Annotated in this window: 27 protein-coding genes and 1 pseudogene; 17 read left to right on the top strand and 11 right to left on the bottom strand. The window is 35.6% G+C overall.

Annotation, left to right across the window (positions count from 1 at the left end; translation table 11 throughout):
* Positions 1-261: 261 nt before the first annotated feature.
* The 9 genes and pseudogenes from IGQ45_15190 to IGQ45_15150 all read left to right on the top strand — a co-directional run bounded on the left by IGQ45_15190 (position 262) and on the right by IGQ45_15150 (position 6,018).
* Positions 262-924 (top strand): hypothetical protein, encoded by a 663-nt coding sequence (locus tag IGQ45_15190; protein MBF2058516.1) that lies wholly within the window; start codon positions 262-264, stop codon positions 922-924.
* A 108-nt stretch (positions 925-1,032) separates the two neighbouring features.
* A pseudogene (locus IGQ45_15185) lies at positions 1,033-1,637 on the top strand (dynamin family protein).
* A gap of 69 nt (positions 1,638-1,706) precedes the next feature.
* Positions 1,707-3,089 (top strand): HEAT repeat domain-containing protein, encoded by a 1,383-nt coding sequence (locus IGQ45_15180; protein MBF2058515.1) that lies wholly within the window; start codon positions 1,707-1,709, stop codon positions 3,087-3,089.
* 4 nt (positions 3,090-3,093) lie between these two features.
* On the top strand, positions 3,094-3,996 hold the full coding sequence (locus IGQ45_15175; protein MBF2058514.1) for a CfrBI family restriction endonuclease: 903 nt from the start codon (positions 3,094-3,096) through the stop codon (positions 3,994-3,996).
* A 66-nt stretch (positions 3,997-4,062) separates the two neighbouring features.
* Positions 4,063-4,869 (top strand): hypothetical protein, encoded by an 807-nt coding sequence (locus IGQ45_15170; protein MBF2058513.1) that lies wholly within the window; start codon positions 4,063-4,065, stop codon positions 4,867-4,869.
* 118 nt (positions 4,870-4,987) lie between these two features.
* Complete coding sequence (locus tag IGQ45_15165) at positions 4,988-5,242, top strand: hypothetical protein (GenBank protein ID MBF2058512.1); 255 nt, start codon at positions 4,988-4,990, stop codon at positions 5,240-5,242.
* Entirely contained in the window at positions 5,239-5,487 is a 249-nt protein-coding gene (locus tag IGQ45_15160) for a DUF2283 domain-containing protein (GenBank protein MBF2058511.1), read from the top strand. Before IGQ45_15165 ends, IGQ45_15160 begins: the two co-directional genes overlap by 4 nt.
* A gap of 94 nt (positions 5,488-5,581) precedes the next feature.
* Positions 5,582-5,839, top strand: coding sequence for a type II toxin-antitoxin system ParD family antitoxin (locus tag IGQ45_15155; GenBank protein MBF2058510.1), 258 nt, complete (start codon positions 5,582-5,584; stop codon positions 5,837-5,839).
* Entirely contained in the window at positions 5,836-6,018 is a 183-nt protein-coding gene (locus tag IGQ45_15150; protein MBF2058509.1) for a type II toxin-antitoxin system RelE/ParE family toxin, read from the top strand. The genes IGQ45_15155 and IGQ45_15150 overlap by 4 nt, the downstream gene beginning before the upstream one ends.
* A 325-nt stretch (positions 6,019-6,343) precedes the next feature.
* Here the strand turns inward: IGQ45_15150 and IGQ45_15145 are convergent, their stop codons facing one another.
* Both IGQ45_15145 and fldA read right to left on the bottom strand, forming a co-directional pair.
* Positions 6,344-7,372, bottom strand: a complete 1,029-nt coding sequence (locus tag IGQ45_15145) for a chlorophyll a/b binding light-harvesting protein (protein MBF2058508.1) — start codon at positions 7,370-7,372, stop codon at positions 6,344-6,346.
* A gap of 119 nt (positions 7,373-7,491) precedes the next feature.
* Positions 7,492-8,004: a flavodoxin FldA gene (fldA, locus tag IGQ45_15140; protein MBF2058507.1), complete on the bottom strand. Its 513-nt coding sequence runs from the start codon at positions 8,002-8,004 to the stop codon at positions 7,492-7,494.
* Between the two features lie 537 nt (positions 8,005-8,541).
* Between fldA and IGQ45_15135 the strand changes: the two genes are divergently transcribed.
* Positions 8,542-9,483: a DUF3365 domain-containing protein gene (locus tag IGQ45_15135; protein MBF2058506.1), complete on the top strand. Its 942-nt coding sequence runs from the start codon at positions 8,542-8,544 to the stop codon at positions 9,481-9,483.
* Here IGQ45_15135 and IGQ45_15130 read toward each other — a convergent pair.
* A complete protein-coding gene (locus IGQ45_15130; GenBank protein ID MBF2058505.1) occupies positions 9,480-10,037 on the bottom strand; it encodes a hypothetical protein in 558 nt (185 codons plus the stop codon). The two genes, IGQ45_15135 and IGQ45_15130, sit on opposite strands and share 4 nt — an antisense overlap.
* A gap of 250 nt (positions 10,038-10,287) precedes the next feature.
* Entirely contained in the window at positions 10,288-11,124 is an 837-nt protein-coding gene (locus IGQ45_15125) for an acyl-CoA desaturase (GenBank protein ID MBF2058504.1), read from the bottom strand.
* A gap of 332 nt (positions 11,125-11,456) precedes the next feature.
* Here IGQ45_15125 and IGQ45_15120 point away from each other — a divergent pair, with 332 nt between their 5' ends.
* Positions 11,457-12,740: an FAD-binding oxidoreductase gene (locus IGQ45_15120; protein ID MBF2058503.1), complete on the top strand. Its 1,284-nt coding sequence runs from the start codon at positions 11,457-11,459 to the stop codon at positions 12,738-12,740.
* A 168-nt stretch (positions 12,741-12,908) separates the two neighbouring features.
* On the opposite strand, the gene priA is transcribed toward IGQ45_15120, so the two are convergent.
* A complete protein-coding gene (priA, locus tag IGQ45_15115) occupies positions 12,909-15,386 on the bottom strand; it encodes a primosomal protein N' (protein MBF2058502.1) in 2,478 nt (825 codons plus the stop codon).
* Positions 15,387-15,645: 259 nt separating this feature from the next.
* Here priA and IGQ45_15110 point away from each other — a divergent pair, with 259 nt between their 5' ends.
* A complete protein-coding gene (locus tag IGQ45_15110) occupies positions 15,646-15,924 on the top strand; it encodes a type II toxin-antitoxin system Phd/YefM family antitoxin (protein ID MBF2058501.1) in 279 nt (92 codons plus the stop codon).
* 27 nt (positions 15,925-15,951) lie between these two features.
* Complete coding sequence (locus IGQ45_15105) at positions 15,952-16,245, top strand: hypothetical protein (GenBank protein MBF2058500.1); 294 nt, start codon at positions 15,952-15,954, stop codon at positions 16,243-16,245.
* A 149-nt stretch (positions 16,246-16,394) separates the two neighbouring features.
* Here the strand turns inward: IGQ45_15105 and IGQ45_15100 are convergent, their stop codons facing one another.
* Complete coding sequence (locus IGQ45_15100; GenBank protein ID MBF2058499.1) at positions 16,395-17,000, bottom strand: hypothetical protein; 606 nt, start codon at positions 16,998-17,000, stop codon at positions 16,395-16,397.
* Between the two features lie 214 nt (positions 17,001-17,214).
* Here IGQ45_15100 and IGQ45_15095 point away from each other — a divergent pair, with 214 nt between their 5' ends.
* Both IGQ45_15095 and IGQ45_15090 read left to right on the top strand, forming a co-directional pair.
* The gene (locus tag IGQ45_15095; protein MBF2058498.1) at positions 17,215-17,436 is read left to right on the top strand and encodes a type II toxin-antitoxin system HicA family toxin; all 222 of its coding nucleotides are present in this window, start codon (positions 17,215-17,217) and stop codon (positions 17,434-17,436) included.
* On the top strand, positions 17,436-17,651 hold the full coding sequence (locus tag IGQ45_15090; protein MBF2058497.1) for a type II toxin-antitoxin system HicB family antitoxin: 216 nt from the start codon (positions 17,436-17,438) through the stop codon (positions 17,649-17,651). Before IGQ45_15095 ends, IGQ45_15090 begins: the two co-directional genes overlap by 1 nt.
* A gap of 87 nt (positions 17,652-17,738) precedes the next feature.
* Here the strand turns inward: IGQ45_15090 and psb27 are convergent, their stop codons facing one another.
* The gene (psb27, locus tag IGQ45_15085; protein MBF2058496.1) at positions 17,739-18,146 is read right to left on the bottom strand and encodes a photosystem II protein Psb27; all 408 of its coding nucleotides are present in this window, start codon (positions 18,144-18,146) and stop codon (positions 17,739-17,741) included.
* Positions 18,147-18,278: 132 nt separating this feature from the next.
* Here psb27 and IGQ45_15080 point away from each other — a divergent pair, with 132 nt between their 5' ends.
* Together IGQ45_15080 and frr are read left to right on the top strand one after the other, a co-directional pair.
* Entirely contained in the window at positions 18,279-19,031 is a 753-nt protein-coding gene (locus IGQ45_15080; protein MBF2058495.1) for a UMP kinase, read from the top strand.
* On the top strand, positions 19,018-19,569 hold the full coding sequence (frr, locus tag IGQ45_15075) for a ribosome recycling factor (protein ID MBF2058494.1): 552 nt from the start codon (positions 19,018-19,020) through the stop codon (positions 19,567-19,569). The genes IGQ45_15080 and frr overlap by 14 nt, the downstream gene beginning before the upstream one ends.
* 677 nt (positions 19,570-20,246) lie before the next feature.
* Here frr and IGQ45_15070 read toward each other — a convergent pair.
* The 4 genes from IGQ45_15070 to IGQ45_15055 form a co-directional block, all read right to left on the bottom strand.
* A complete protein-coding gene (locus IGQ45_15070; protein MBF2058493.1) occupies positions 20,247-20,624 on the bottom strand; it encodes a hypothetical protein in 378 nt (125 codons plus the stop codon).
* 187 nt (positions 20,625-20,811) lie between these two features.
* On the bottom strand, positions 20,812-21,684 hold the full coding sequence (locus IGQ45_15065) for a phycobilisome linker polypeptide (GenBank protein ID MBF2058492.1): 873 nt from the start codon (positions 21,682-21,684) through the stop codon (positions 20,812-20,814).
* A gap of 473 nt (positions 21,685-22,157) precedes the next feature.
* Positions 22,158-22,949 carry an aminotransferase class IV gene (locus IGQ45_15060; protein MBF2058491.1) on the bottom strand — a complete coding sequence of 264 codons (792 nt, stop codon included), beginning with the start codon at positions 22,947-22,949 and terminating at the stop codon, positions 22,158-22,160.
* Between the two features lie 312 nt (positions 22,950-23,261).
* The gene (locus IGQ45_15055) at positions 23,262-24,092 is read right to left on the bottom strand and encodes a DNA-formamidopyrimidine glycosylase (protein ID MBF2058490.1); all 831 of its coding nucleotides are present in this window, start codon (positions 24,090-24,092) and stop codon (positions 23,262-23,264) included.
* Positions 24,093-24,555: the final 463 nt, after the last annotated feature.

Genomic DNA, 24,555 nt, shown 5'->3' with positions numbered 1-24,555 from the left:
CCTTAAAAAGGGGGGAGATTCAGGGAGACAGGAGGATTTTTTACTATTAATTGATTTATTAGTAGTTAAAAACCTCTGAATTTCAGATTATTGGCTAGTTTGAGAAACTAACATTTTTGAGAATGAAAACGCCCTGCTCCCACAGGAGAGGGGCTAATGTTGTTTATTCGTTGTAACCTCATTTAAAAAATCTTATCTCATGTATTGACATTCTCTGATAACTGAGATTATAATAAAAATGTCGAAATTAAAAATAAAATCATGGCAAAATGGCGGAGGGCGCTGGGGGTAGCAAAACAAGCGTTATCACAACAGCAAGGGAAATTTGCTGATACTAACACCTTTGCTGACACTAACACCATAGAAACTATCACAACGGAGAATCTTCAACCAGAAACATCCGATAATATCAACACTGACAAGATAGAAACGGAAGTTGTTAAAACAGAAACCTCCGAGAATATCAACACTGACAAGGTAGAAACGGAAGTTGTTAAAACAGAAACCATTGATAATATCAACACTGACAAGATAGAAACGGAAATGATTGAGTCAAAAAGTGTTGATGGTGGTAACACGGAAACCATTGAAACGGAAAATGTTGAAGGTGAAGATATAAAAGTCAAGAAAAGTTGGCGACAAAGATTATCCCCTTCAAACAAGGCGAAGGGCGCTGGGAAAAAGGCATGGAAGGGCGCTAAATTCATGGGCAGATTTTTTAAACAATATGAACCCATACCAATGACATTTGGCGAGGTAATGACTGTAACATTTGGCGTTTTAGTTATTTTAACTATTGCCTTTCTTTATGTTTTAGGTTTATTTCTCGAAGTAGGAGGTTGGTTAGGTTCGATTATTGATCTTATTACCTTTATTATCAATAGTTTCTCCAGATTATTTTTTCGAGCATCCTTTCCCCATTAACAACGGAAAAATTTTAATTTCAGTAAATATTGCATAAATCTGTATTTTTTTACTGATAAATAAATAGCAACATATAATTTTAATTACTACGGAGAATCAATCAAGTTCATGAATATTGACAACAAACTAGAAAATACTCGAAACATCCTCAGCGAATTAGGGAATGCAGTTTCTAACCTTGTTAACTTCTCCCCTGAAGTGTTTGAAGATGAAACCATCAAAAATAATTTAGACGACTTCCGCACAGCGCACGCCGAAGCAACCCAGCGCCTGTCACACCCCACCTTATCCATTGCCACTATCGGCACAACTTCATCAGGAAAATCAACAGCAGTTAACGCTTTGATGGGAAGAAGTATAGCGCCCATCGAAGCAGGGGAAATGAGTGGCGGTGTATTGACATTAAGACATTCTGATGAGCGTAGATTAATCATCGAGCCTACTCCCGATGCAGTTTGGGAAACGGGAGAATGGACAAATTTAAGTGATGACGAGCTTTATAATAAAATTCAAGTGGTAATGCACAGTTACCATGAAAGAAGGAAGAAAAAAGAACTAATTGCCCCTAAAATTCAGGCTTTTGCTCCTCTTTTCCCTGCCAATGAATTAGGTTTATCAGGCTTCCTCAAGGTATCGGAGTTGAATTTTTAGACTTACCCGGACTAAAATCCATACAAGACAGAGATAATTTAAAAGTAATCAATCTTTGTTAATCTTGATTTTTGTCGCTATCAGAAAATAAGCTACAATCAAGTTTGGTACTAAGCAATATAAATCAACTTATGGTCATTAGTAAAGAGTTAATTTCTAGTTTAAAAATTGAAAATAGTAATGAAATAGGTAATTTAATTTCTAAACAAAATGATGTATCAACCATTAATTTTATTCTTGAAAATTTAGGGAAACTACCTTCAAATTTTGATGGAAAATTTTTATTTAATTTATTAAATCATTCTCATAAACAAGTTAGAGTCAATGCAATTAAAGCTATTGGAAAACTTGTTTATAAATATAACTTAGACAGCTTAAAACAACTTTTTAAAGAGGAAAAAGAAACTATTGTTAAGAGAGAAATAATTTCAACAATAGGAAGACAAAGAGATTTTAAAAACGTTGATTTTCTTTTATCTGTTTTAGAAGATGAAGATCCAAAAATTGTATGTCAAGCAATCCGTAGTTTGATGATTTTTGATGACATTAAAAAAGTATCTCAAGAACTAAAAAAATTAATTAATCATCCTAATGAAATGGTAAGAACTGCTATATATATAAAATATTTTTCTACCGAAGAAAATAATAAAAGTAAATTACCTCATACTAAAACTTATGAATTTCTTAAAAATGTAGTTGTTAATGGAGATGTTTTAAAAATATTAGAATATGTACCAGATGATAGTATTCATTTAACCTTTACTTCTCCACCTTATTATAATGCGAGAGATTATTCGATTTATCCTAGTTACGAATCATATTTAGAATTTTTAAATCAAGTTTTTCAACAAATTCATCGCACAACAAAAGAAGGTAGATTTTTAATTGTTAATACTTCCCCTATTATTATTCCGAGAATAAGCCGAGCGCATAGTAGTAAAAGATATGGTATTCCGTTTGATCTTCATTATTTTTTAGTTAAAAATGGTTGGGAATTTATCGATGATATTATTTGGTTAAAACCTGAAACTAGCGTCAAAAATAGAATTGGTGGATTTATGCAACATAAAAAACCATTAGGGTATAAGCCTAATCCAGTGACTGAATATTTAATGGTTTATCGAAAAGAAACAACTAAATTATTAGATTGGAATATTAGACAATATTCAGAGGAGATTGTAACGGAGAGTAAAGTTACTGGAGATTATGAAACATCTAACGTTTGGAAAATTGATCCATGTTTTGATAAGGTACATTCAGCAGTTTTTCCTCAAGAACTTTGTCGCAAAGTGATACAATATTATTCTTATAAGGGAGATTTGGTTTTCGATCCTTTTGGTGGTAGTGGTACTGTTGGAAAAGTAGCAAAAGCATTAGATAGACTATTTTTTTTAACAGAACAAAATGTAGAATATTTTAATTATATTCAAAGTCAAGAATCTACTCCTTCTTTATTTCAAAAGAGAAAAACAAAATTTTTAACTTTCACTGAGTTTCAAAATATTTCTTTCTAAGAAAATGACATTAACAGACCAAGTTATTAAAAATATTATTAAACGTTTAATAAAAGGACAGGACTATAGAATAGAAGTTATTGCTTTAATTAATGCTGAATTTTTACAGTTTGCTATAGAATTTTTCAAACAAATTGTTGATGCTAAACTCAAAAATAAAGATTTAACTCAAGATTGGTATAAAAACTATTTTTTAGATACGAAATTAACGTCAAAGGAAATAGCAATTAATTCTGGTTTAAATACAAAAACCATTACTAATATGTATAATTCAGCCTCTAAACAAATAGTTATCAATGCTTCTAATGAACATTATGACGTTTTATATGAATCAATTAGTAACTTAATAGAGAATGAAAATGAGATTGATTTAACTCTCACTATTAAATTTAGGGGTGTTAGCGTTGATTTGAATATAAATGAAAGTCTAATTGTTATTAATACTTTAGCGGTAAAAAGGGCAGCTTTAAGAGGAGGATTATGGAGTACGGCAGGGAAAAAAGTAGAAAAATATTTAATGGCTTCTTTATGTTATTTATTTGATGTTCCTTTGGTTCATTTTGATCAAACTAATATTCCTGAAAGTATGAGAGAAGTTGATTTTTATTTAATAAATAATGAAAACTATTATCGTTGTGAAGTGAAATTAATGGGTAAAGGCAATCCAGAAAGTGCTGATGCAATCTTTGCCAGAGAAACCAATATTTTTGTTGCCGATAAACTATCTGATTTAAACAAACAACAAGCGAATATTTTAGGCGTAAATTGGATAGAATTAAGAGGAGAAAATGGATTTATGAAATTTGCCAAAATTTTAGAAAAATTAAAGATTCCTCATCATTCTTTAAGTGAAGATTTAGACACTAAAGTAACTAAAATACTTACTCAATTAATAGATATAAAATAAAAATAAGCTCATGTACAAAAAACCTTAGAATAAGGCTTTAATGCGGTTAATAATCGCCTTGACAAAATGTCTGGACAACTGGCTTATTTATACTTATTAGTAGAAGATAGTAGAGACAAACAAAACAGTTTAGCCAAAGCAATTTCTAACATTCATAAAGCCATATTAATCAAAGAAATTGCCCATTTACAAGCAGAATTAAACGACTTAAAACGCTTTCCTAATGGATTCCCAAGACAAGCATTAAAAACAGTTTCGGCGGTGCGCTTATTTCTTAGTAGTCAAGCCATGCAATGCACCCCAGAATTAGAAGCGGAATTGATGTTAAATACGGATATTGCCATTCAAGGTTGGGCAGTGGCAACAGCAACGGAAGCTAATTTATTATTAGAATTAGGAGAATTTGCAGAAGCAAGAGATTTATTAGCGCAAGAAGTGCCAAAATTTCAGCAAGTGACGCAGAATTGGGGGAAAGCATTAATTAGTGTTGATATGTTTAGGAATGATAATTCTGCTTTAGCAACGGCTTATCGCTTTTCGGCATTGCCTTTTCGGGAATATATCACAGAGGAAAGAGTCAAAAGAATTACGCAAATTTCAGAAGCAGATTTAAGGTTAAATGATGACAAAATTCGCCGTCAAAAAAATGAAATTGAGGTGGAATTTGAGATGTCTTACGCGCCCGAAAGATATAATCAAATTTGGCTACATCAACAAATCGCCATTGCGGGATATTTAGACACTTTAAGCGAGTTAGGCGCGCGCCTCGACAGCTTACAATATTTTGCTCAGTTATGCGAAGATCAAGGGGTTAAGAGTAGTAAGGATTTATTACCGTCGGAGGGTGCTGAACAGGGTTTATATTTGCTGTAATGGTGGAGGGCGCTTTTTAAGTAAGAAGTAAAAAGTAAGAGGTTTTGGTGTGGGGTGGAGGGCGCTGAAAATAAACTAATATTGATGATTAAACATCCTATCAATAACCGCATTTTAGATGACTTTAGATAAAGATTTTTTTTGGACATTACATCCATTAGAAAATTTACAAAAAAGGTTAGAAATCAAACCGTTGTGGATATTTCTAACACTCAATTATCCCGACCGTACTGATTTCATTACGGAAAAAATCTATTACTATAAAACCATAGCAGATTTTGATGATCGAGTTTTAAAAGTTGTTGTATCACACACCACACCACCAAGAATTATTACATTTCACTTTCACAGAGGTTTAAAAGGAAAAATATGAACATTAGATATGATAGTGATATAGACGCTATTTACTTTGATTTAATTGATATACCATCTTATGATTCTGACGAAATTAATGAAGGCATAATCATAGACTATGATAAAGAAGATAAAATTGTGGGAATTGAAATAATTGATTTTAAGAAAAAAGTAGAAAAAGGTTTAACCGTTGATGATTTACCTTTTTCAGACTCTGACAAGTTAACCGCTTCTCAATATTTTAGTTATTCTATGGCTGTTTGAGGGTGGAGGGTTCATTTTTGGGGTTGAGGGCGCTGGAGCAGGGTTGTATTTGATTTAAGATAAAATAAATTATTAATTAATTAGACATTAAGCCATGAATCAATTAAATATTTCTGTTGCTGAAGATTTACAAGATTTTATTGATGAACAAATCCAAACAAAAGGTTATAGTAACCTCAGTGAATACATTAATTATTTAATTCAAAACGATAGGGAAAAACAAGCAGAAAAGTATTTAGAAGAATTACTTTTAGAAGGATTAGAAAGCCCTGAATTTATTGAAGCAAATGATCAATGGTGGGAGGAAAAAAAACTCAAATTAAAAAATCAAGTTAGTAGTAAAATTTTATGAGCTTATTAATTAAAATATTAACTAAAGCAAGTCAAGATTTAGAGGATTTATTTAACTATTTAATACGAGAAAATGAAAATATTGCTTTGAAGTTTTTTGATTCCTCCAGAGAAACCATTGCTTTACTTGCTAAAATGCCAAATCTTGGTAAATCTTGCCAAATTAATAATCCTAAATGAAAAGGTTTACCTCAATATCGAGTGAAAGATTTTAACAAATTGTTAATTTTTTATTTTTATACTGATGATTTGCTGATTATTGTGAGAATCATTCAGGGAAACCGTGATATTGAAACTATTTTAAATAAAGAATAATGATAATAATTATATTAAAAACTATTTATTCAGCAAACCCTAATTAAAAAAGTAGCGATCTGGATTAAACCAAATCAGCTACTATAAAAATATAGATAAATAAGCTATGGACAAATTTCCCAAATTGTCCGTCAATAGTGAGAAAGGCAGTATTTGTCAAATGTAGTAGTCCTTTCTCACTATACTTTTTCTAGGCTTCCAGAGACTCAAAGGCTTTTTCTACTCGGCGAAAATCAAAGCCTAAAGCGCGAATGGCGTGCCAAAGATGACCTTGTAAGAAGAAGAAAGCGAGGAAGAAATGCGCATTTGCTAACCACGCACGAGAAGTATTTTGTCCGTAGGGTAAATCGATGGTATCGGCAAAATAGGGCATGATACCCAGCTTAACTTCCAAAACAGGACCATAAAACTCAGGGGGATAAGCGAGGGTATTCACGGCACAGAAATAGGCAGCAACGAAACCAGCTAAGGCAATTCCTCCTAAAGAGTAGGATAAAATTGCTTCTCCTGAGAAAACTAACACCTGCTTTGCCCATTTCAAAGGCGGTACGAGAATATGCCAAATTCCTCCGCCAATCAACATAATACCGACATAAATATGTCCGCCCACCAAATCTTCTAAACTGCTGATACTAGCAAAGTGGGTTTGATAACCGTAAATGGTGGCAATGTCAAGGGTAGGATTGGTAATCAAGCGCACGGTTTGGGTGGTGGAATCGTATAAACCGCCCCAATACATGGCTTTTCCTGCTAAAAGTAGCGCCCCTGCCCCTAAAAATAATAAATGGTGTCCTAAAATTAATCCTAGTTGCTTAGGATCATTCCAGTCAAAATGAAATTTTTTAGCTTGTCCAGAGGCTTCGCTCAGGTCGGAGGGCGCTTTGAGGGTATGGAATAAAGCCCCAGCGCCCAAAAATGCTGACGAAATCAAATGAATTGCCCCAATGACAAAATAAGGATAAGTATCCACTACTTGCCCCCCGTCACCTAACCCCCAACCGAGGGTAGCTAAATGAGGCAACAAAATTAATCCTTGTTCACCCATCGGTAAACCGGCATCAAAACGAGAAATTTCAAACAAGGTAAAAGCGCCCGCCCAAAACACAGTTAAAGCCGCTTGAGCGACGTGCGCTGCAATAAATGAACCGCTAAGGGCCGCAAAACGGGCATTTCCTGCCCACCAGTCATATTTTACGTTCGGATTATCGTAAGTTTGCATACAATAGTTATGTTTATCTTCTTTTTGTTTTACAGGCTTATTAAGATTTTTATTCAATAAGCCTGTACATAAATTAACTTACTTGATAATTTTATGCAATAAAAATAAGTTAAGTTTTATTACAATCCAAACTCGGATTTAATTTGTTTTACCCAAGCCTGAATGCGCTCATCAGTCAAGTCAGATTGGTTATCTTCATCAATGGCTAAACCAACGAACTTGCCATTTTTAACAGCTTTAGATTCATTAAAATCATAACCTTCTGTTGACCAATAACCAACGGTTTTGCCACCATTGGCGGAAATTTTTTCTTCTAATAAACCCATGGCATCTTGGAAGTTATCACCATAGCCAATTTGGTCTCCAGCACCAAAATAAGCAACCTTTTTGCCTTCAAAATTGAGATCGTCCAAATCTTCGTATAAACCTTCCCAATCGCTCTGTAATTCTCCTACATTCCAAGTAGGACAACCGATAATTAAATAATCATAGCCTTCAAGATCACTAGGTTCAATATCAGCAACATCATATAAATCAACGATACTATCACCACCAAGGGCGCTTTGAATTGATTCGGCGAGAGTTTCGGTGTTACCGGTTTGAGTGCCATAAAATAAGCCAATTTTTGCCATATTCTTTATCTGTTGTTAATTTGATCGTTAATACTAATTATTAGTGTTAACTTAATAACTACCTTAGCTCAGTTGCTATATATTTGCAACAATTAAGCAACACTGAATTATTACCTCCTTTACGTCTGCTTCCTTTAGATTTTTTAATGGGTTAGCAAACAAACACATCAATTCAAGCTATCTTTACCATTGCCCTTTATTTTTGTAGAAAAATATTACAGCGCATTTCAAATGAATAAACCACGTTTTTTGTTTCTCGCAGAGGCGCAAAGACGCAAAGATAATATTTGTAATAATCCTGTGGTTTAAGGAAATGAAAACTGCTGTAAATAAAATTAATATGAGGGTATGAAGAAATTAAGGGTCTTCACTAGATAGTATGCTACCGAGACTGTAAGCCTTACTCTCTCGTTCTCAAAATGCAATTTGCATACCAAGTAATGAAGAGCCGAAATTAACAAATATCAAAAAAAGGTTATTTTAAACAATTAAAAGATAAGATTTAGTAAGACATAGCGTATCTTAACTAAACTAAAAATGAGTTCAAAAAATATATTATCCTCGCAATACTACGCCAATTTAAAATTAGGGCAAAAATTAACGGCTGTTTTAGGAGGGATTTTCATTGCTGGAAGTATCCTCAGTGGTTTGGCTTTATCGAGTTTGTTGAATCAAAGCGCCCAACGGGAAATTGCTTCCCAAGCATTGATTTTGATGAATACCATGAATTCCGTGAGGAATTATACAACTAATCAAATTCAACCGGAGTTGGTGGATCGTTTGGATGAGGAGTTTTTACCACAAACTGTACCGGCTTACTCGGCAACGGAAGTATTTGACCATTTTCGCACTAATGAAAATTATGAACAGTTTTTTTACAAGGAAGCTACTCTAAATCCCACTAATCCTCGTGATCAAGCTGACGAATTTGAAACTCAAATTGTTGAACAATTTAGAAATTCTAATGATTTAGATATTTTACAGGGTTTTCGTAATAGTGATGGTCAGGAAATTTTTTATACGGCTAAACCTTTGAAAATAGGAGCGCAAAGTTGTTTACAATGTCATTCTACCCCTGATATAGCGCCCGTCACCATGATCGAAAAATATGGCTCTGAAGGGGGTTTTGGTTGGCAATTAAATGAAATTATTGGCTCTCAGGTGGTTTTTGTTCCTGCTAGTATAGTAATTGACAGCGCCCGTCGTTCATTTTTCTTGAGTATGTCTATTGTGGTGGGCATTTTTGCGTTGGTAATTGTGGCGGTGAATTTTTGGTTACGCAAAACCGTTGTTACTCCCATTACTCGCATGACACAGGTGGCGGAAGTGGTTAGTCATGGGGATTTAGAGGCGGAATTTCAGCAACGTTCTAATGATGAAGTTGGACAACTGGCGGAATCTTTTAGCCGAATGAAAACCAGTTTCCAACTTGCCATGAAAAAATTAGAGCGTTTAAAACAAAAATATTCCAGCGATTAAACTCGACAATATCGTTTAAATTCTTCTTTTTGCTCTTGTTTGGGAATCTCCTCACAAATTAGCTCTACTAATTCTGTTTTGCTAAGGTGGGGATTTTCTTCGTATAAATCTTCCACAATCATTTTACCAATAGGTCCTACATATTCGATTAATCTTTTTTCACAAGCTACGATAAAGTTTTGGTCGATAAGAGGTTTTGGTTTGTTTTTTTTCTCTGATTCAATTGGCTCTGATTTGGCGGTTTCTGGTGAGGTGAAGGGCGCTGGTTTATCCGCAGGAGAAGGCGTTGGTAGGGTGAAGGGCGCTGGTTTTTCTATTTCCTCTGGTGTGGGAGTGACTTTTTCTTTCCACAAAATAAAGTTATAGTTATTTTCAATAGCAATACATAAACATCCAGTATTTTGTTCTTCTTGACAAATCTGTAAGACATTTTCCCTTGACTTTTTAGACATTGCCACACTAGGTACTAATGTTTTTCCTTGAAAAACTATCTCATTAGATTTAGTAACAATTATGCTGTTTTCTTCTAACTCTTCTGCTTTGTAAATAAACATATTTTGGCTCTCTTATTATGATAAATTGCTGGTTGAGAGAGGAAAAAAGTAAGAAGGAAAAGGAGAGAAAGGGAAGCAAAAATTTAGAATTTAGAAAATAATTACTTCTATATTCTGCATTTCTTCCATTATCAATTGTCAATTTGTCCTCATGGCTCGATTTTTTCAGCACCACCTAATTATCTCATAAAAAAACCCCTCTCAATTATTGAAAAGGGCTTTATAGAAAAGGTTTAATAAAAATTAAACTTTAAGAAACCTTTGTGGGTAGTCTGGAGGGCGCTAGTTTGATATTTTTAGCTAAACCAAACAAAGACAAAAATTGAATGGTAACCCAAGTTAAATCAACTTCCCACCACTGTAAACCATGACGAGCAGAGTATTGATAGGCATGGTGATTATTATGCCAACCTTCTCCAAAAGTTAAAATAGCCACCCACCAGCAATTACGAGAGTGATCATCGGATTCATGACTCTGATAACCAAATTTATGGGTAGCGCTGTTGACAAACCAAGTAACGTGGAAAACCACCACTAAACGAAGGAAAATCCCCCAAACAACATAAGACCAGCCTCCAAACGCAAATAGTAATAGACCTAAGACTACTTGGATAGGGATAAAATAGCTATCACAAAATTTATAGAAAGGATCATTTTGAATATCTTTAGTATATTTAGGAACTAATTTATTCGCCGGATTTTTGACAAACATCCAACCCATGTGACTCCACCAAAAACCTTTATTGGAATCATGGGGATCGCCATCATGGTCGGAAAATTTATGGTGTACTCGGTGTAAACCAACCCACTGAATAGGTCCACCCTGACAAGCTAGAGAGCCACAAAGGATTAAAAGGTATTCTAACCATTTAGGAGTCTCAAAACTGCGGTGAGACACAAGGCGGTGAAAACCTAGGGTAATCCCAATACAGGCGGTTAACCAATAGAGTACAAAGAAAATGCCCAGCGCACCCCAGCTAAAGTTGCTAGGTAACAATGCGAATAGGGCTAATATATGGATACTAGCCATATAGAGAATTACGTTCCAATCTAGGGGTAATTTTTCTTGTGAAGTTGTAACTGTCATTTTTGTGCTTAAACTCGACTATTCTTTATTTATCTTTTTTTATATCTTGTCAAGGGAAGAAGTTTTGAAAAAAATTTATTTTTAAACTTTCAATAAAACACACAAGACAAGTACAAAATAGGTGTATATCATGGCGTATGATTACCACTTTTAACTATTTTGCGATTTTAACATCACTGTTAATGACCTTAAATCATAGCTCAGAAAATGATACCATTGAATTATAAATCACGATGATGTATTAGGACAATTTTTTTATTTTTATTGATCAAATCCTGATTAGTTTAAGTTTAAGACAAATTGTTCAAAAAATATTACATACTATTTTGCAAATGAATCAAACTTTTGTCACTCCTTCTCAAAGACAAGTCAAGGAAATCCTAGATTTTTGTAACCTTAATAATATCGAATTGATCGAATTAACTCAAGATACACAATGGCAGAATAAAATTAAAATGGCAATGGTAGATGAGAATGGTTGTCCTAACTACCTTATTTTACCGAATACCTACGCTATGCTATCACAATTAGTTACTTTTGCCTATGATACTAAAAGGTGTGTTTTCCTCACTGGAAATGGTAGTAAATTGGGCTGGGGCGCCCTCCGCACTGGTATAGATTTTGTCATCAGTACCCAAAATTTAACAAAAATTTTAGATTTTCAAGAAGAAGATTTGGTTATCAAAGTTCAATCAGGGTTAAAGATTAAGGATTTAAACGCCTTTTTAGCCCAAAGAGGTCAATTTTTACCTATTGACGGTTTTTTTGAGGAAGAAGCGACGGTGGGGGGAGTGGTAGCTACGGCAAATACGGTAAGTTACCGTCAACGCTATGGGGGAATCCGTGATTTAGTGTTGGGTATTTCGGTGGTGCGTAGTGATGGGGAAATCGTCAAAGCTGGGGGAAAAGTGGTTAAAAATGTTGCTGGTTATGACTTGATGAAATTATTTACGGGGTCTTATGGTAGTCTTGGGGTAATTGCTGATGTTACTTTTCGTTTATATCCTATGCCGGCGGATTCGCAAACTATCATTGTTTTCGGTGACAATTTGGTTGAGTTGAGAAAAAAGATAGTCAACTCGGGGTTAACTCCTACCATGGCGGATTGGTTATCAGCGCCCCTCACCTCTAAGCTAAACTTAGGAAATACTCCTAGTATGGCGTTAAGATTTCAAAGTATTACTCCTAGTGTAGAGCAACAAATAAAACAAATTCAGCAATGGAATAATGATTATTTATTATTACAAGGGGAAAAAGAAACGCAATTTTGGCGGGGAATTAAGGAAATGGTGGAGGGCGCTGGGATATTATGTAAATGTGGTATTTTACCTAGTGAAATCAGCGATTTTTACCATACTTTTTCTTGTCTTGGATTAATTAATATTAGTAGTGGAGTAGGTTATTTAGGATTAGCAACGGATACTAGAAGTCACCAAATTAGACAAATAAGAGCATATTGTGAAGAAAGAGAAGGTTATCTGTCAGTGTTGAGGGCGCCTGACTCTCTAAAAAAACAAGTTGATGAGTGGGGTTACATCGGTAATGGCTTAACTGTGATGAAAAAATTAAAAGAAAAATTTGATCCTCAATCAGTCTTTACCAATCGCTTATTTTAATTAGGGGTTGCTGAAAAAGGGCAAAGGGCAAAGGTTTAAAGGTGAGCAGGTTTCAGGTTGCAGGTTTCAGGTGTAATTTTCAAACCTAATACCTAATACCTGACACCTTTACAGCTGTACTTAAAACCTTTGTTTTAAAAGGGTTTTGATTTATTCAGCAAACCCTAATTATTCAATGCGCAAAGGATCAACATCAATACTAAAAGATACCATGGAGGGACAATATTCCCTCAGTGTTAGTAAACGATTTTTTACTTCAGTAGAGAAAATTTTAGGAGATTTGAGCAAAATTTGCCACCGATAGCGCCCTCCAACCCTCATAATACTAGCTGGTGCTGGTCCTAAAATTTCCACTTCATCCCCTAATATCTCTGTGCAAACATCGGTAATAGTTTCCGCCGTCTCTCTCACCTTGTGACTATCAACCCCCGTAAATTTGAGTAAAATTAAATAACCAAAAGGGGGATAATCCAGCGCCCTCCGCCCTTGCAGTTCTTCCTTGATAAAGCTATGATAATCATGGTGTTGAACGGTTTTAATGACAGGATGCTCAGGGGAATAAGTTTGAATGATAACCTGCCCCGCATTGTCACCGCGCCCTGCCCTTCCCGCCACTTGGGTTAAGGTTTGAAACGCCCTTTCACTGGCACGATAATCGGAATGAAATAGTAAACCGTCAGCAGATACCACCCCAACTAGGGTGACGCGCGCTAAATCGATACCTTTAGTTAACATTTGTGTACCAATTAAGACATCCGCCCTACCTTCAGCAAAATCATTTAAAATGCGTGTATGGGCGTTTTTTGTGGCTGTGGTGTCACTATCAAAACGAAGGATTTTTAAGTCAGGAAATGCTTTTTCTAGCTCCAATAGCACCTTCTGAGTGCCTGTGCCGAAGAATTTAAGATAGGGTGAACCACAGTCAGGGCAGACTTTGGGATGAATTTGGCTATGGTTGCAATAATGACAGCGCAATAATTGGGTAGCGCCCTCCTTGGGATAGTGATAGGATAACGATACGTCACAATGGGGACATTCCATCACATAACCACAACTGCGACAAGATACAAAGGTACTATGACCGCGCCGAGAAATAAATAAAATCGCCTGTTTATTATCCTCTTTTAAACGGTGGAGGGCGCTGGTGAGAGAGTGACTAAAAATACTGCGGTTGCCGCGCCGTAATTCTTGGCGCATATCGACAATTTCTACGGGGGGGAGAGGGCGCCCTTCAATCCTTTCTGGAAGGGCTAAATAATGTCCTTCTTGCCCTTGTTGCCAAGTTTCCAGAGATGGGGTAGCCGAGCCTAAAATTAAGGGGCAATCCGTTAATTCTGAGCGCCACTGAGCTATTTTTTTGGCGTGGTAGGTGGGCGCTGGTTGGCTTTGTTTAAAACTGGTATCGTGTTCTTCATCTAAAATGATAATACCTAAATGGGGCAAGGGTGCAAATACGGCGCTTCTCGTGCCAATTACCACTTGTGCTTCCCCTGTCAACATTTGTCGCCAAGTATCATATCTCTCGCCGTCGCTGAGGGCGCTATGGTACACGCATACTTGATCACCGAAGCGCGCTTGAAATCTTTGGGTAAGTTGGGGAGTCAAACCAATTTCTGGCACTAAAACCAACGCTGATTTTTTTTGCTCTAAAATGGGTGCAATTATTTGCAAATATACTTCTGTTTTTCCTGAGCCAGTTATACCATGTAATAATACTTGCTGAAATCCTTGTAAATTTTGAATATAGTTAACTGCACTTTCCTGCGCTTTAGTTAATTTTTTCGGTAAATCTTGGGTGACGGGCGCTGTTTGTAATAATCTTAAACTTTCACGCTCTTGAACAATAATACAATCTTTTCTTGCTAAACTATTGATAATTGAATTACTATTTAGTTGACACTTTTGCATCAATTCTTGTAAAGGTAATTCACTGCCATTATTTTTGAGAATAACTAAAACATCTCTTTGTTTTTCTGTGATTTTAGCTTCTTGATCTTCACCAATATAAGTAACAACTTTAATAAATTTAGGTTTGGCTTTTTGCGGTGGATTAAGATAGCTTTGCGCCCACCCCCGTTTGATTAAATCCTTGATGCCACGAGAAGCGCCCTTCACCTTTTGATTAAGAAAACTATAACTATAATCACCAGTTTTACTACTTTGTAATAATTGTAAAATACGCCAAGTTTGAGCGGAACAAAAGTTTTCTACACCATCGGGAATATTATTAGTTAAAAGTTTGATTCTTTTTTGAGATTTACCTAATAATTTTGGTGGTAAAGCTACTTTGACTACATAGATTAAATCAGTTAAATAATATTCCGCAACTCTTTCTAAAACTTGCCAATAATGGAGAGGAAAAAATCCTGTAGTGATGACATCTTCAATATTTTTTACTGCTTCAATAGATAAATCAGGCGGTAATTGATTAGTAAATTTTAAAGCAATGCCTCCCAGGATAGAATTACCAAAAGGCACACTCACAATGTCACCTATTTTTACTTCTAAATCGTCAGGAATATTATAAGTATATAAACCTTCTCCATAAGGGCAATCTACCAACACTTCTACCCAATGGTGAGGGGCGCTGTAAGGCTTTTTCATTTCCGCTACAGTGGAATAAGATGAGGTAGAAGAAGGATACATGATCATAATATTAATTTTTCTATCTACAGAGTAACAAGTTAACTACTATGACATCTTAGTTCAATTTATTGAACGATAACTTATTAGCCGTGTAATTCATTACACGGTGGAGTAGCAACGGTGGAGGGCGCTGATTTTTAGTCGCTTTAGCAGACTTCAGCTATAAGCCATGAAATTTATTTTTTGGCGGATTATGGAATTTCCTTTTATTTATGTTAGCATCAAATTCAATACAAATTTAGTGCGATGTAACTCAACGATGATTAATCTAAGTCGAGATATTCAATCCCTTTCCACTTTTAAGCGCAATACTAATGAATTAATAGCTCAAATGAAAGAAAGTGGCAATCCTCTTATTTTAACGGTTAATGGCAAAGCAGAATTAGTGGTACAAGATGCTATGTCTTATCAAAAATTGCTCGATACTATTACACATTTAGAAACAATTATTGGGATAAAAAAAGGATTAGATGATATGGCAAAAAATGATACTCAATGTCTAAATCAATTTATGGAGGGCGCTGATCAATTAAAATAAGTAATTAACTAGCTAAAAAGTTTTATCATGAGTACACTAACAGACAACGATTTAAAAGAGTTAAAAGATTTAATCAATCTTAAATTTGAGAAAATGTCTGAGGATTTAACCAATATTAAAGTTGATATAGCTACCCTCAAAGAAGGACAAAATAATATTAATCTCAGGATAACGGAAAATAAAGAAGCACTTAGTCAAAGGTTAAACAGTGTTGAAACTCGGTTAAATACTATCACTTTAGGAGTATTTGGTATTATTGGCGTTTTAGTGACAGGTTTACTTGGTTTTGTTGGTAAAGTTATCTTTTTTCCGAATGTTTAATATAAGTTATCGTGCAAAATTAATTGTATATAGGCAAGGGGTTTAAACCCCTTGTTATTATAGCTTTGAGAAAAATAAAAATTACAATTAATTTTGCTTAACTACTTACAAGGGTTTACCCCCTCCTGTAGGAGAGGGAGACAATAAAACTATTTTTTCTTAGTCAGAAAACCCAGCGCACTCAACCCAATTAAAGCAAATAAAAGTGAAGGCTCAGGAGTGGTAGCAATATCTCCTACTGTAAACTCTACAGGTAAATTACCTTGTAAATCAGATAAATTACTCGCCCACTGATTCGTAGTAGTTGTACCAGAAGCAAACTCATTAATATCCACCGGTGCAATACCGAAACCACTAAAACTCAGATTAGTACCAGCAGGGAAACCATAATTACCTTGTGAAGCCGTTGCATCATCAATGGCAATGCCAAATAGTTCATCTGGATTAGTAAACTCAGCGCCCACCCCCAAAATATCATAGGTGGTAGTGCCATCACTCAAAGTAGCAGAAGTGCTAGTGAAGTCGAGATTGGTATTAGTTCCGGTATAGAAAGGCGAACCAACAACCCATCCCCAGCTAACGCCACCGTCATTATCATCAATATCAATAGGAGCATTTGTTACCGTTGCTGATCCCGAAAAAGTCCAAGTAGTTTCACCTGAACCCGGAGTACCAGTAACATTAACTAAAACAGCGCCCTCCGCCCCATCTGTCATCGTCACCAGCGAAGCCAAAACACCGACGGCTAACCCCAAAGCCTTATATTTGTAGGGGGGTAGAAATACTTACTAACTTTTCTGTAATTTTCGTCATATTTTTAGGTCAATAAAAACTGCCTTCATTGTACACCACATAAAATAACTATTGACAATGTGAAAAAATGATTAATTTTATTAGTTTTAATATTTTTTGTGTAAGAATAAAAAATGAATCAATGGTTAATAAATTGTGGCAGATCGAGAAGGAGCAATGCCAAAAAAAATAAGAGAATTAAAAGCAATGGTATCTGTAGCAGGTTATGTTCTTCAGCCAAAACGAGGTAAAGGAAGCCATAGTTTTTGGAAACATCCTTTATTGCCTCAAGAACCTTTAACTATTTCGGGAAAAGACGGTGATGATGCGCCATTATACTTAGAAAAAGCAATTCAAAAAGTCTTAAAAAAATTAAAAGATACAGAAGAGGGTAAATAATGACACATAAATATAGTATGGTGATTCAATGGTCACAAGAAGATCAACTTTTCCTAGTTCACTTACCAGAGTTTCCATGGCAAGAATTTCACACCCATGGAAAAACCTATGAGGAAGCAGCGAAAAATGGAGAAGAAGTAATTGATAATTTAGTCGAAATCCTCATTAAGGAAAAACAACCCCTTCCCAAACCAAGAATACTTCTTGGTGCTTAAAAATGGCATAAATGCAGTTTAGTGGACTGGGTGGGGCAATGCCCACCAGTTTTTTTCATTGTGGAAAACTTTTCTACCACTGTCAAACTAATAACCTTTATTGAGCGCAAATTCCACTTGCTTAAACTCTTGAGAAAGACGCTTTTTGAGCTTATCAGGTAAAGGACGATTACCATAAGAAGTATAATAACCAGCGAGAGAATTAAGCGCCGTTTGCATGGTAGTAAAAGACTTTAAACCACCATAATTAGCATTTTTACGGTAACGGGAAATATAATCGTTAATTTGTTTTCTGGTTTCGTTTTGAATTTCTTTTTTCTCCTCGATGCCAGTTTCCGCAGGTAAATCAATAGCTAACTGCATTTTTTCCAATACCGTCAAAGTATCCTGAGTGTAATTACCAGTTAAACCAGTGGTACTACCACAACCGTATAAACCCACTACAACCACTAAAAGAAGGGCAAATAACCTTGATAAATAAGATTTTATCTTCATAAATTTAATTTAGACTTTTGTATTTAAACGTTCTTAAAATTTTATCAGACGATTGATACATTTCTATCCTGTTGGTGAGATGAGAAAATCTTTGCTCAATGAACAGAAAACTGCTATCTTAACGTAAGAAAAATTAATCAAAATAACAAAGCACAACTGACAATGATTTACCAACGAGTTTTACTGAAGTTAAGCGGTGAAGCACTAATGGGTAATTTAGGCTATGGAATCGATCCTAAAGTCGTTGCCGACATAGCTGAAGATATTGCCGAAGTAGTCCAAGAAAAAGTTGAACTTGCCATTGTCGTTGGTGGTGGTAACATTTTTCGGGGGGTAAAAGCCTCCGCTGCGGGGATGGATCGCGCTACAGCGGATTATGTGGGTATGATTGCTACTGTGATGAATGCTATGACTTTACAAGATGCCTTGGAAAGACTGGATATTCCCACTAGGGTGCAAACGGCCATTGCCATGCAAGAAGTTGCCGAGCCTTATATTCGCCGACGTGCCATCCGTCATCTTGAATTAGGTAGAGTGGTAATTTTTGGGGCTGGTAGTGGTAATCCTTTTTTTACCACTGACACCACAGCAGCCCTGAGAGCGGCGGAAATCGATGCTCAGGTCATTTTTAAAGCAACAAAGGTGGATGGCGTTTATGACAGCGATCCTATGACTAATCCTCAAGCCAAGCGCTTTCAAAGTTTAAATTACAGTCATGTATTAACCCATGATTTGCGGGTAATGGATGGTACAGCTATTGCCCTTTGTAAAGAAAATAACATCCCCATTGTGGTTTTTAATTTAGGAGAACGTGGTAATATCATTCGTGCCATTAAAGGCGAATCCATTGGGACAATTATAGGAGAAAATTATGACGTTAATTGATGATTTAAAAGCTAGTATGCAAAAAAGTGTCGAACGGACACAACAAGATTTTAATACTATTCGGACGGGGCGCGCTAATGGTAGTTTACTGGATAAAATTACAGTGGATTATTACGGCTCAGAAACTCCCTTAAAAACTATTGCTGGGATTAGCACTCCCGATGCTACAACTATTTTAATTCAACCTTTTGATCGAAGTAGTATGAGTCAAATTGAAAAGGCAATTTCTCTTTCTGACATTGGTTTAACTCCCAATAATGATGGGCAAGTTATTCGTTTAAATATTCCTCCCCTTACGGCAGAGCGTCGTCAGGAATTTGTTAAATTAGCTGGTAAATATGCTGAAGATGGTAAAGTCTCGGTGCGTAATCATCGCCGTGATGCCATTGATAAGGTAAGAAAACAGGAAAAAAATAGCGAAATTTCTGAAGATGAAGCCAGAGATTTACAGGATCAAATTCAGAAGGTGACTGATACTTTTACGGCTAAAATAGATGACCTTTTAGGGGTGAAAGAAAAGGAATTAACCAATATTTAATTATTACCTGACGTAAAGTTAATTGTATATAGGCAAGGGGTTTAAACCCCCTTTTACTCTGAAAATGAAATCTCTAGCTTAATCGAAAATCATTGATATAAAATAGCAATTTGTGGGTAATAATTATTATGGTAAGGTCTTTAATCTATAAGTATTTCACCTGACATCTGAAGCCTCCCCTCATCAAAATACTTTTTTATCACCATCTAAGTATTTTAACCTTTACCTCTTACCCTTTGCTCTTCACCTCATAACTGCCACTTTTTACTTTCAGGACTTATAATCAACGCTTTGAGATTCCTTCGCTCCCCTTGGAATGACATAATATCCTTGTGATTGCGTAAGTCCTAACATATTGATCAAATTCTGAGTAACATACCTCTTTGCTCACTTTCCGAAAACATTTATTAACAACCCTCACAATCTCAAATAAATTTAGGTTAAGATAAAGTTAAGAACAAGTTAAACTTTGTTTAAAACACTAATAGAGAGGTAGAAATGGATAATATAACTCAGAACAATAAACACAATTTTTTGTACCCCAAAGCGCGCTACCACGGGCAAGATTATATGGGGGGGTTACTTTTTAATGATAATTTACAAGAATTTACGCACAAAATTAGTTATATTTCCGCCCTGCATACTAACGGGAAACTATCTTCAAAAGAAGCATACGACTATATTGAGCAACTTTGGGAAAAAACTTCTCTTTCACCGCCTAAACCTTGGCGCTCATCAAAATAGGTATGATGACAACCGTTTTCCTGCCAATATTCCTTCAAGTCATGGTGAGGAGTGTGTAAACTTGCTTTGGCTTGATAAAGAATCACTTGGCGATGATTCCCTCGATTAGTTTTGCGACTGGAATCGACGTTAATTAATGTACCACCTAATACCTCAAGGTAACATTCAAATCTTTCTATCATTGAATACTCTACTGTTTCGAGGATAAAAAAGCTACCGTTACAGATTAAATGCTTACTTTTTATCCATGTTTGTAATTTGCGAATGGCAGTAGATTGACTAATTTTTTTCTCCTTAGTAAAAGTTTGCATTATCTTCCAAGATCAGGTTAATTAAAGCCAAAATTATTTATAGTAGGGTGGGCAATGCCCACCACATATATACCTAAAACCGATTAGACTTCTCCATTAATTAAGATTTTAAGGGCTAAAGCCGTGCATGGGTTGAATAATATTCAACCCCTACAAAACAATTAAAAATAATTTTTGGAGATGTATATTAGTTAACAGGAGTAATAGAGGCAATAGCGCCCCCCTGTTGATGAACTTTTTGGTAAATATCCGAAAGCTGGTTATAAGGAATCATATAAACTTTATTAGACCAACGGAATTTAGGTTGACGATTGAAAGATTTAGCACGATAGCCAGTAACTTCGACTCGGAAAATTTGACCGTCGTCTCCAGCGCCCACCCCCTGACGAGTAGCGGAAGAAAAATCATCATTACCTTGAAACGCCCAACCGTAGCCCACAGCACCGCCAGAAGGAGGCACAATAGGCACAGCGGTTTGAGTTAAAACGTTTTTATGAATGGCAGGGGAGCGTAAATTAGTACCATAATCGCTACTGGCTACACCGCGCAACATAGCAAAACTGTGGGTAAATTCTACCATGGTGCGATTTTTAGTGGTTTTATAGCCACGGAAATAGGGTACGATATTATCGCCAAAGGCTTCGGAATACTCTTCAGAATCCACATAAGCGTTAATATCCGCTTCATAACCGTAAGTATCGAGAATGTCACTATGAAATCTCATTTCGTCTTGGTTTTCGGGAGTGCGCCCTAGTAAATGTTTGAAATTTAACTCTGTAAAACGATAACGAGGAGAATTTTCAAAGAAACGACGACGATATAAGTCAGAATTGGCAATTTGTCTGACAAAATCTCTGACGCTTAATTGCCCATTACGAAAACGGGATTCAGCATTAACTACTCTTTCTTGTTTCATGATGTAGGAATTACCTACTACTTGACGATACACCGCATTGATAATTTGGGTGATACGCTCATCTGAATCATTAGGTTTTCTTTCTAAGATGTTATTTTCTTCGTAGAAACTTAAGCCTAAACTGGCACTTTTTGCTAGAGACATTAATTGTCCTCCTATGGTTTTTTTATTAAGAAAATTTTTAAGTTTTATGACAAAATCTTGATTTTTGTAACAAAATTTTCATTTATCCATGAACCTTTTACACCCTAATTATCAGCTTTATCATTGCTACATAAAGACTAAAACCTTTTGATAGTAGGGTTTTTATCTTTTTTGCTCAGGGTTCAAAGTAACTTGATTTACGTCTCAGTTTTTGAACTATGACAAATCTGTTATACAATGTATTGCTCAGTTTTACCGTCAACTTTTGTAACAATTTTTACTTAAATTACGCAACATTACGTTAAAGTTTCACCTTCGTAGTTTACCCAGCGTGTAATGAATTACACGCCTAACAGGATCACGTTCAATGAATTGAACTAAGATTATTCTTAAATTGCCATGAATCATTCAGAAATGCTATGGATTCGGGGTAGAAGCCCAAAATACAATGAAAAAATACTTTTTTATGACATTTAGTTTTGGTTTGAAAAAAGATTTTTGATTAAATTAATACTATGATGATTAACGTCAAAATTAATTAATTTCCCTGAAAATTCAATGAGTTGAAATGGAATAAATTCCACAACACTATTACTATAACCCAGCGCCCGTAACCCCTGAATAAAATCTTCATGCCAAATATTTTCAGCTACCGTAAAATTAGCATTATCAAGGATAAATTTTCGAGCAATGCCGGGTAACAATCCTTGGGGTAATGACGGCGTAAACCAACAATTATCACGATAGCCCCATAAATTTCCGGTGGTAGTTTCTAGCCAATTATTGTGATTATCGGTTAATATTCCTTCTCCAAATCCTAATTTTTTTACTTTTTCTAGGGCTAAATAAGGGATTAAATAATTACCCGTTTTATGTAGTGGTAGAGGGCGCTGATATTGATTTTCTATTAATACTTTGCCTTTGATTCCTTTCTGTTGTTTTAACTGTAATTGCGGTGGTAATTCTCTAGTTAAAATCAACTCTTTTCCGTCTGGAAAAATGGCAATTCTCAGCACGGGGTGAAGGGCGCTTAAATTTTCTGCTTCTCGGCGAATTTGTTGCCAATCAGGCTCAACCCATTCAAAATCTATGATACTATTTTTCAATCGTAACTGATGTTCTTGCCACTGGGTTAAGGGATGATCTAAATTCTGATGATATACCCTTAAAGTGGTGAAAATACTTGCGCCATAAAGCAAACTTGGACTATATACCGATAAACTGATGTTATCATCGTTAATCAATTTGCCATCAAAATAATACATTTTATAATCTGTTACAAATAGATAATATCTTCGCTTTACACCCACCGTGTAATGAATTATATCAAGTTCGGATAATTAGTTACAAATAGATTACATCTTCGCAATTTACCCACCGTGTAATGAATTACACGGAACCAACAGCCCAATCGTTCAATAAATTGAACTAAGATTACTTTAATTGATTTATAAGTGATCGCGCAGCGGCAGCCTTCGGCTGATCAAACAAACTTGATATAAAACCCCATCTTTTAAGACGTGAGAAAATTTAATAATAGTCCAAGCTATCTTTAAATTTACCTTTGCCCTTTTGACTTAATTCTGACAATGGGTGCAAAAATGGGAAGTGCGCCCTTGTAATTTTACTTTCTGAATCAAGTTACCACAAATACGGCAGGGTTGATTATAGCGCCCGTAAACCCACGCCATCCCCCCGTAATTACCATTAACACCAGTCACCTGCAAAAAATCGCTAAAGGTAGTGCCACCAGCGTTAATAGAATCGGTTAACACGGCAATAATGGCTTTTCTCAATGCCTCCGTTTGCACAATGGTTAAATCACAGGCTTTGGTTTGGGGTAAGATACCGCTTTTAAATAAAGCCTCATCAGCATAAATATTACCGATTCCAGCGATGATGGTTTGATCTAATAATACTGTTTTAATACAACGATGGGTTTTTGCTAATTTTTGAGCTAAATAATCCCCAGTGAATTGGGGGGAAAATGGCTCAACTCCCATTTTTGCTAACCCTGTAATGATGGTGTGAAGGGCGCTGGTATCATGAATAAACCACCATTTGCCAAAAGTGCGGGTATCCACAAATCTCAATTCTTTATCGTCAGGGAAAAATAAACGGATACGAGTATGTTTTTGTATTTCACTATGCTGATTTACCCATAATAACTGCCCTGTCATGCGTAAATGTATCCCTAACCATCCCTCATTTAATTCTCCTAGTAAATATTTTCCGCGCCGATGCCATGCAATAATTTTTTTATCCTTAATACCTTCTTCAAAAGTAATGCTATCGTGAGGATATGCCAAAGTGCGCGGTAAAAGGAGGAGGGCGCCCTTCACCGTTAACCCTGATGTTACTTGATTTAATCCACGACAGACAGTTTCAACTTCTGGTAACTCTGGCATAATTACATTACAAGTATTTAGAAGGGAATCTTAACACGAAAAAGCCCCTCTCCTGTGGGAGCAGGGCGTTTTCATTCTCAAAAATGTTAGTTTCTCAAACTAGCCAATAATCTGAAATTCAGAGGTTTTTAACTACTAATAAATCAATTAATAGTAAAAAATCCTCCTGTCTCCCTGTCAACCTGTCTTCTTGTCAAAAACAAATCAATTTTGATCCTGACTTTGAAAACACCCTGCGGTTGGGAGCAGGGCGTTTTCATTCTCAAAAATGTTAGTTTCTCAAACTAGCCAATAATCTGAAATTCAGAGGTTTTTAACTACTAATAAATCAATTAATAGTAAAAAATCCTCCTGTCTCCCTGAATCTCCCCCCTTTTTAAGGGGGGTTGGGGGGGATCATCCTTATATTGTCTTCTTGTCAAAAACAAATCAATTTTGATCCTGACTTTGAAAACACCCTGCT

The organism is Cyanobacterium sp. T60_A2020_053 (genome assembly GCA_015272165.1).
Taxonomy (GTDB): Bacteria; Cyanobacteriota; Cyanobacteriia; order Cyanobacteriales; family Cyanobacteriaceae; genus Cyanobacterium.
The sequence above is the reverse complement of the archived record's forward strand: the minus strand, read 5'-3'. Positions and strand labels throughout refer to the sequence as shown.